The sequence below is a fragment of the Leptospira adleri genome (genome assembly GCF_002811985.1).
Classification (GTDB): domain Bacteria; phylum Spirochaetota; class Leptospiria; order Leptospirales; family Leptospiraceae; genus Leptospira; species Leptospira adleri.
The window spans coordinates 59,945-66,981 of sequence record NZ_NPDU01000025.1 but is presented as its reverse complement, the minus strand read 5'-3'; the positions used below and the strand labels follow the sequence as shown (position 1 = coordinate 66,981).

At 41.9% G+C, this 7,037-nt stretch carries 7 protein-coding genes; 4 read left to right on the top strand and 3 right to left on the bottom strand.

Annotated elements, in window-relative coordinates:
* Both CH376_RS11450 and CH376_RS11445 read right to left on the bottom strand, forming a co-directional pair.
* A partial coding sequence (locus CH376_RS11450) for an Hsp20/alpha crystallin family protein (RefSeq protein ID WP_133124662.1) occupies nt 1-217 on the bottom strand: 217 nt, incomplete at its 3' end.
* Between the two features lie 24 nt (nt 218-241).
* Complete coding sequence (locus CH376_RS11445; RefSeq protein WP_100785639.1) at nt 242-658, bottom strand: Hsp20/alpha crystallin family protein; 417 nt, start codon at nt 656-658, stop codon at nt 242-244.
* A gap of 514 nt (nt 659-1,172) precedes the next feature.
* On the opposite strand from CH376_RS11445, the gene CH376_RS11435 reads away from it, so the two are divergent.
* Nucleotides 1,173-1,934 (top strand): Rossmann-fold NAD(P)-binding domain-containing protein, encoded by a 762-nt coding sequence (locus CH376_RS11435; protein ID WP_100785497.1) that lies wholly within the window; start codon nt 1,173-1,175, stop codon nt 1,932-1,934.
* A gap of 84 nt (nt 1,935-2,018) precedes the next feature.
* On the opposite strand, the gene CH376_RS24245 is transcribed toward CH376_RS11435, so the two are convergent.
* Nucleotides 2,019-2,648: a hypothetical protein gene (locus CH376_RS24245; RefSeq protein ID WP_165781743.1), complete on the bottom strand. Its 630-nt coding sequence runs from the start codon at nt 2,646-2,648 to the stop codon at nt 2,019-2,021.
* Nucleotides 2,649-3,339: 691 nt separating this feature from the next.
* Between CH376_RS24245 and CH376_RS11415 the strand changes: the two genes are divergently transcribed.
* The 3 genes from CH376_RS11415 (at nt 3,340) to CH376_RS24590 (ending at nt 6,921) form a co-directional block, all read left to right on the top strand.
* Nucleotides 3,340-3,660 (top strand): MarR family EPS-associated transcriptional regulator, encoded by a 321-nt coding sequence (locus CH376_RS11415; RefSeq protein ID WP_100785494.1) that lies wholly within the window; start codon nt 3,340-3,342, stop codon nt 3,658-3,660.
* Nucleotides 3,660-4,607, top strand: a complete 948-nt coding sequence (gene fcl, locus CH376_RS11410) for a GDP-L-fucose synthase (protein WP_100785493.1) — start codon at nt 3,660-3,662, stop codon at nt 4,605-4,607. Before CH376_RS11415 ends, fcl begins: the two co-directional genes overlap by 1 nt.
* 1,447 nt (nt 4,608-6,054) lie before the next feature.
* Complete coding sequence (locus tag CH376_RS24590) at nt 6,055-6,921, top strand: hypothetical protein (protein ID WP_243394718.1); 867 nt, start codon at nt 6,055-6,057, stop codon at nt 6,919-6,921.
* Nucleotides 6,922-7,037: the final 116 nt, after the last annotated feature.

Below are 7,037 nucleotides of genomic sequence, written 5' to 3'. Positions count from 1 at the left end.
CGATCGTTTTTCCGGAGATGCTCAGTTGATCCTTTTCTATCTGAACCTGAACGTCCTTTTCTTCCACGCCGGGAAGATCCGCGAGGAGATAGATGTTTTCTTCGTCCGAGTAGACATCCACTCTTGGAGTCAAAACTCTGGTTTTTTCCTTTTTCACTTCTTGAGAAGTGAAATGTTCCTGCTCTGTGGTTTGCTTGTTAAGAACTGCGTTAGTCATCTTTGTTTCTCCTTTTGCTTTGATTTAGTTTGTCTGAATCTGGATTTTGCGCGGTTTAACGCTTTCCCGGATCGGAAGAGTTAGGACGAGAATTCCATTCTTAAACTCTGCCGTGGTTTTTTCCGGATCGACTTCGGTCGGGAGTTCGAGCGTTCTCTGAAACTTTCCTTCGAATCGTTCCACTCGCTTTGCTCCGAAATTTGTCTTTGGCGCATACGAAGGCGCTTCTCCGCTCAGACGAAGTTGGTTTCCGCTCACGGTTATATCCAAAGATTCAGGGGTGATCCCAGGTATGAGCGCGGTGATTGTCACCGAATCGCTTCCTTTGTGGACGTTGAGTGAAGGGTAGGTGCTGCCCCCCGCGGCCAGGAAGGGATCCCAGAGACTTGAAAACTGATTTTGGAGTTTATGTAGGTCTTCTATCATTCTGAATTCGTGGATCATCTTGCGTTTCCTCTTTTTAGCAATCTGCATATTAGAGTGCTAATTATAGAAAAAAGTTCAAGAATTTTTTGTAAAAATTGGCACTCTTTTTTTGTGAGTGCCAGGTGCGGAAACGGAACGAAATTGGGAAGAATATGGTCTTCGCTCGTTTGTCGTCCCTGTTCGATTGTCAAAGGCGCGGCCTGGAGCGGCCGCGCCGCGCGGAGGAAGCGTGGGAACTCTTACAAAAGATTTCATTTGCACCGTAAAACAACGTAGGAACTCTTACAAAAGATTTCATTCGCACCGTAAAACAATGTGGGAACTCTTACAAAAGATTTCATTCGCACTGTAAAACAATGTGGGAACTCTTACAAAAGATTTCATTTGCACCGTAAAACAACGTGGGAACTCTTACAAAAGATTTCATTCGCACTGTAAAACAACGTGGGAACTCTTACAAAAGATTTCATTTGCACCGTAAAACAACGTAGGAACTCTTACAAAAGATTCTACCAAGGAATAAAAACCGATGAAAAAAACGAAATCTCTCTACCAAGACTTAAAACCAAAACGAAAGGATTGGGTTTTGGCGTTGATTTCCCTAACGTTCGTTGCAATGGGATTCTTCCTTCTTCCTAAAAACCGAGACGTAGGGATTGTCACGATCGCGTTTTTCGGAGTTTGCGCGGGAACCTTTTTAACGACGATCTTTCGAAAATTACGGGAAAGCAAGTTTCAAAGTATTTCCGTCGGAGTCAGCGGTGGCGTTGATATCAAACCTTCCCGTTTGCGAGTTTGGCTGATGGCTTTTTTGTTGATTTCACTCGGAACCATTCTCGCAGTTTTCGGAGACAGTTATCCTTTTCTTTTGGGAATTCTTGCCTATGTCATCGCCGGTTTTGGAATTCTCTTGGTCGCCATGATCCTGTTCGGAACAATACCGGTCGGATTCCTTCGATTTGATCCGGACGGTTTTCGAATCGGAAGGCGCAAGTGGACGATCCTTCTTCCTTGGGACGAAATCGCCGAGGTTCGCGCGGGAGAATTCAACAGCAACGCGGCGGTCTTTCTCTTTCTCCGATCGTACGATCGAATTCGAACGGAACCGGAAGAATTCTATCAAAAAGCGATCCAAGAAATCCTTTCGAGCGAAGGATGGATCGGATCACATTTTATGATTCTGACTTCCAATTACGGAATGTCATCGCCGGTGCTCGCGGAAGCGATCGAACGTTATAAGAGTCAACCCGAGGCTCGGGAAGAATTGAATCGGACGAGGATTGAAATGTAGTTTTGATCGGGTCCCTTGAAGCCGCGTTCTATCAAAAAAGCGACTTCAAGGTTTTTTTAAAACGAAAGGAAGAATCGAGAACGATTATCTTTTTTTCGATTTTTTCCTAGCCGATTTCTTTTTCGCGGCCTTTTTCTTTGGTGCGGATTTGCGAGCTACTTTCTTCTTTACTGCTTTCTTTTTGGGAGAAGCCTTTTTCTTTGCGGTCTTTTTCTTCTTTGCCGCGGTTTTCTTTTTAGCAACCTTCTTCTTGGCCGCTTTTTTCTTCGCGGCTTTTTTCGTGGCAGCTTTCTTTGCCGCGGCCTTCTTGACGACGGTCTTGTCTTCCACGTTCGCACGGAAGAATGTTTTTTCAAAGTCGCGATTCTTAAAAGAAACGAGGGCTCGTCCGATCAGTTCCTCCACGTCGCTTGTTTCCAAGCCTTCGTTCGAAGATTCGATGAAATCGTAAGAAAGATGGGCAAGACCGCTTCGAAGATAACTCGTGAGTTTGTCTTGAGAGGCGCCTTGGCGGGCAAGTCCATGCAGCCATTCTCTGAGAATCTTTTCACCGAGTTCAAAGTTCGCTTCCGGTTGAGCGGACCTTCCGGTCTTGTGAAACTCTTCGTTGAGTTTTTGGTGAACGAGCGAGTAGTCGTCTAGGAAAGAACCATCTAAGATACCATCTTCGATAAGTCTGAGGTCCAGTCTACGGACAATAGTAGAGTCGGCCATAATGTTAGAATCTCCTGAAATCTATGGGGCAGAAATTGGATATACTTTGTTCGAAGAATTCATAATGCAAGAAAAAACTGAACTGTCGATGAAAATGATCTTCTTACGTTCGCTTTTATCTCGTGAAGAAAAATCTTCTTTAGAAAGAATGAATGAATAGAATGAATGAATAGAATGTCATAAACATTGGATCGGAAGAGAAGTTCCAAGGCGGCATCTTTGTTTCGAGGAGAAGAAAAAGGAAGAACCGTATATTTTGATATTTTAACTTAGTCTTTTATAGATTCAGAGTTCTTAAAGTTTCTCTTTTTTCTTTTTTAAGAATTCGGTCTCACCTAGGATCTTGTCATTTTATCATATTTCGAATTCTTCTTTTTTTGAGATCGACTTGCGGACGTTAGGTTTTGAGACAAAGGCTAACGCTCTTTTCGAAGAATTCTTACTTTTGCCGATCCAGTCTGAGGTGAGAATCCGGTCCTTTCGTTTTCACCTCGGAATTTCTCTCTTTCCTGCTATCAAATTGGAAATTCGTCTGTTCAAGAGTTGAACAAATTTTCTTGACAGGAGGCAAATACGCCCTTTTTATGAGTGAAGATTTTCCAAATATGGGATTGACCCGGCGAAGCTGTGTTTAAAGATCCCGTCCCATTCTTCATTTTGTCGAATTTTCCCTTCTTTTTTGGTAATTCCCATGGATGACGCGCTCAGACACAAACTTCTAAGAATCTTAGAAGAAAATCCGGAAGTAAACCAGAGAGAAATCTCCGAAATCCTGGGCATCAGTCTAGGAAAGGTGAACTATTGTCTGAAAGCCCTTATGGATAAGGGTTGGGTCAAGGCTCGAAATTTTAAGAACAGCAAGAACAAGTTGGCTTACGCGTATTTTCTGACTCCGATGGGTCTCGAAGAGAAGGCAAGGATCACGGTTCGTTATCTCAAAGTGAAGATGCAGGAATACGAACAGATTCAAAAAGAGATCGAAGAACTGAAAAAGGAAGTCGAGGAACAGTGATGGAGAAGACGGCAAAGATTTATATCGCCGGTCATAAGGGTCTTGTCGGTTCCGCGATCGAACGGGTTCTTCGTAAAGAAGGTTTTGAGAATATCATCGGCCGTTCTCACTCGGAGTTGGATCTTACCGAACAAAAGGACGTCCTTGATTTTTTTAAGAGGGAAAAGCCGGACTACGTCTTTCTCGCCGCGGCAAAAGTCGGAGGAATCTATGCGAACAACACATATCCGGCGGAATTCATTTTTTCTAATCTTCAGATTCAAAACAATATCATAGACGCTTGTTATCGTTTTCATGTTAAGAAACTTGTGTTTTTGGGTTCTTCCTGCATCTATCCGAAATTCGCGCAGCAACCGATGGACGAAGGTCAGCTTTTGGACGGGAAGCTCGAACCGACTAACGAGCCTTATGCGGTTGCAAAAATTGCGGGAATCGTAATGTGTCAGAGTTATAATCGCCAATACGGAACGAATTATATTTCCGTTATGCCGACTAATCTTTACGGGCCCGGAGACAACTATCATCCTGAAAATTCTCACGTGTTGCCGGCTCTCATTCGGAGATTTCATGAGGCAAAGATCAAAAATCTTCCCGAGGTCGTCGTCTGGGGCACCGGAAAACCTCTGAGAGAATTTTTATATTCCGACGATATGGCCCGCGCCTGCGTTTTTCTTATGAAAAATTACGACGTCAACGGAGATCCGAAGGGCGGAGAACACGTCAACGTAGGCAGCGGGATCGAAGTCAGCATCCGCGAACTCGCGGAGACCGTCAAAGACGTCGTCGGCTATCAAGGTTTACTTACCTTTGATTTGACAAAGCCCGACGGAACTCCCCGCAAACTTTTGGACGTTTCCAAGCTCCACAAGATGGGTTGGAAACATCAGGTGGAATTGAGAGAAGGGATCGAGTTGGCTTATGCGGACTTCGTCAAGAACGTTGTTTGAAATTGTTTGCGCCTAACTTTTGTCAGGTTATTCTAACCGGCAGAAGTTCCATAAAAAAGGGAATCGATAGGGAATCACGGAAATAATTCAAGATGGCTTCCGTCATCCGCGTAAAAAACTCGAAATTGGAAGCTAATAAGAATAAGGCGGAGACTGGAATTTCATCCGCCTCATTATTTGCCGCAATGGAAGAATCGGAAGAAAAGCAAAGATATTTGCTCACTTGATATGTTTTGAAGATCGTTTATAATTTTGGAGGTTATACGCTGAATGAATACTTTATATAAAAATAATATGGATTTTTCCGAAAATTTGGAAAACACGGCAGTTGTAAATTTAATTAAAAAAATATTTGATAGAAAGTGGTCGTTTCTCTCTATTTTTCTCTTTTTATTTTTGTTGTCTAGCGCAGTTCTTTTTATTAAAACGCGTCCACCGGTTGAAGAAATAAAAAGATGGTCTTATACAACCTTTCTTGCAATGCCATATCTTACGTCAGCCGGCGCACCGCCTCTAGGGGAGGCGGCCACAATAATTCGCGAGGTTTATGCTTTTAGAGCGGGCAATCTTTTCCCGATAGAAGTCGAATACGAATATGAATCGAGCGGAAATTTGATTCGAATCGTTACTAAAACGAACGAAGAGGATAGGGAAAAAATCCTATCCTATCATAAGGAAGTTATTTCTCCCTTTTTGGCCGAGGATTCGAAAAAAACGAATTCGGGTCCTGTCCTTGAAAGCGGTTTGAGGAACAATTACTTTCCGAATCAGGTCGTGGAAATCGCTTTAAAAAAACAAAATGTAGTCTCCGTTAGTAAATGGAAGCCGTCGCTGATTTTGTCAGTGAGCTTTTCTTTATCATTAGTTTTTGCTATTTTCGGAATTTTCCTTTTGGATTTGATAAGTGAAGTGCGAAATTTAATCGCAAGCGAACGTTTAAAAACCTAAAGATTAAAGATTGGTCCTGCTCTTTTTTTCTTGGAAATTCCAAGTATAAATGAAGTTTTTTCAAAATAATAATTTCGTGATTTTGTTTGGGAGTCTTGTCCTTCTGCTATGCAGTTTAAGGGCTCTGGTTCCTTTGATTTTGAACGACGGTAGTTTTGCGTATCCTTCCATATACTTAACTTTTTTTATGGGAGTTTTTCTTTCCCTTTGGGGATTAATAAAAGCCTGCCTAACTCGAAAAAACGAACCTTTTTATTTCATTGCAAAAATCTTAATCATTAACTTGGTGATTTCCTTTTTTTGGATACTCCCTGAGCTTTTTTCCGAAGATAGATCTCTGGCAGTAAAGTTTGTTTATTCCGGTCTATTTCCTTGTTCTATCTTTGCGTTTTTGGACTTAGAAGAGAAGCGGATCATTCGTATATTGGGTTTGATTGCGATAATAATCAGCTTTTCCATAGCATGGGACAGTTACGAAATGAATCTATTGCCTTATCCTATGGGCTATTTTAAAGCTTATAATAGACAACTCGTAATTCGTCCCGATACGTTAGACTTCTTTGGCAGTACCAAAGGGATTTTTAGAAGCGGCGGACTGTTGGGGATTCGTCCGCATGAATCGGGAAGCCTACTTGCAATGATTCTAATCCTTTTTTGCGGTTTAGCCATCAGAAAAAATAAGCTGGTCTCGACCGAGTTCTTAGTGGCTTTTTTATCCGCCGTAGGATTGTTTTTGAGCCAATCAGCAAGTAATATTGGCGCCGCCGTCGTCGGAGGTCTTTTTCTTGTCTTTTTTTATCGGAATTTTTTTCTACAAAGAAATCGTATATTGGGTTTCGTTTCCGGTTTTATCGTATTTTTTTTCGTTTTTTCGGATCGAATTCTGAATAAAGCTCTATTCTTTTTTTCTAATATGCTGAATCGTTTTTCGTCGAATCACGCAGGTTGGAAGGGGATGACAAGAATCGGGGATTCCGGAAATCCTTTTCTGGATTTATTGGATATGGTATTCGATTTTTGCGCGATTGTCGGCCGTTGTAAAGTTCCCCATTCCGAAATCGATCTTTTGAATATCTTTATGGAGTATGGATTGTTTTATTTCACTCTCTTTGCCTTCTTATTATTATATCCTGTCATCGGGTTTGTATTTTTTAATAGGAAGAATGCTTTTTCCGTCCCCTTTGTGGCCGCTATTTTTGTGGGTTTTGTCTCTCTCTGGCATTACGCAACCGTTTTAAGGACTTCAAATGTGTTCATTTTCTTTTCGATTTATGCGCTCTCTCTTAAAGCGGTTTTCTTAAATATTCAATTGGAAAATCCTCCTAAACCCGCCGCTCCGCCGATGTCGAGCGAGCAACCGGTTTAGCATAAACCTAGGGTCTATTGCAATAGTCGAATTTTTACTTTCTTCGCTTTTGCGTTCGTTCGGGTGTTTCTTTTGTTCTCATATTTGAGAGCGAAAGTGATTTCGGATGCAACGTA